Here is a 609-nt window from a genome sequence, read left to right as displayed (position 1 = left end):
GCCCCTTCCCGGTACTCCGTGTCCAGGTGGAGCTTGGGCGGGTTGGCTATGGCCTCCTCGGCGATCCTGGCCAGGGTCTCCGCCGCCCGCTTGCCGTGGAGCTTGACCTTGCCCAAGGGGGCGTTCTCGTCAAAAACCAGGAGGAGGAGGGCGTGCTCCCCGGCCTCGTCCACGTAGAGGCCCATGTGTTCGCCCTGGTGCACCACCTCCTGGAAGCGGGCTTCCCCCAGGAGCTTGGCCAGGGCCTGGGTGGCGGCGGCGTTGCCCGCCACCAGGGTGGCCAGGGAGTCCAGAGGCGGGGGGTTGGGGGCCCCGAGGGCCTCCTTGTGGGGCAGGGCGAAGCCCTTGCGGGCTATGAAGAGGGCGGAGCGGGCCCCGGGTTCCCGGAGGGGCTCTTTCAAGACCCCCATGGCCCGCTCGTAGAGGGCCCCGTAAAGGACCAGGGAAGGTTCCACCATAGTATGCTCAGTCTACCATGAAGGGCTTTTTGGAGGAGGCCAAGGCGCTTTTGGCGGAGCTCATCGCCCTGCCCACGGTGAGCGCCGAGGGGCGGGCCCTTAGGGAGGGCGCGGAGAAGGTGGCCGAGGTCCTTCGGGGCCTGGGGCTTTC

General features: G+C 69.1%; 1 protein-coding gene and 1 pseudogene. One reads left to right on the top strand and one right to left on the bottom strand.

Annotated features, from left to right (window positions below; all coding sequences use genetic code 11):
- Positions 1-458: GTPase-activating protein MglB (gene mglB / locus BVI061214_RS00235; protein WP_053766884.1), on the bottom strand; the 458-nt coding region annotated here is incomplete at its 3' end.
- A gap of 17 nt (positions 459-475) precedes the next feature.
- Between mglB and BVI061214_RS13530 the strand changes: the two are divergent.
- Positions 476-609 (top strand): annotated as a pseudogene (locus BVI061214_RS13530) (peptidase M20); the annotation flags it as partial.

Origin of the sequence: Thermus aquaticus, from assembly GCF_001280255.1 — a bacterium.
GTDB classification, from domain to species: domain Bacteria; phylum Deinococcota; class Deinococci; order Deinococcales; family Thermaceae; genus Thermus; species Thermus aquaticus.
The sequence above is the reverse complement of the archived record's forward strand: the minus strand, read 5'-3'. Positions and strand labels throughout refer to the sequence as shown.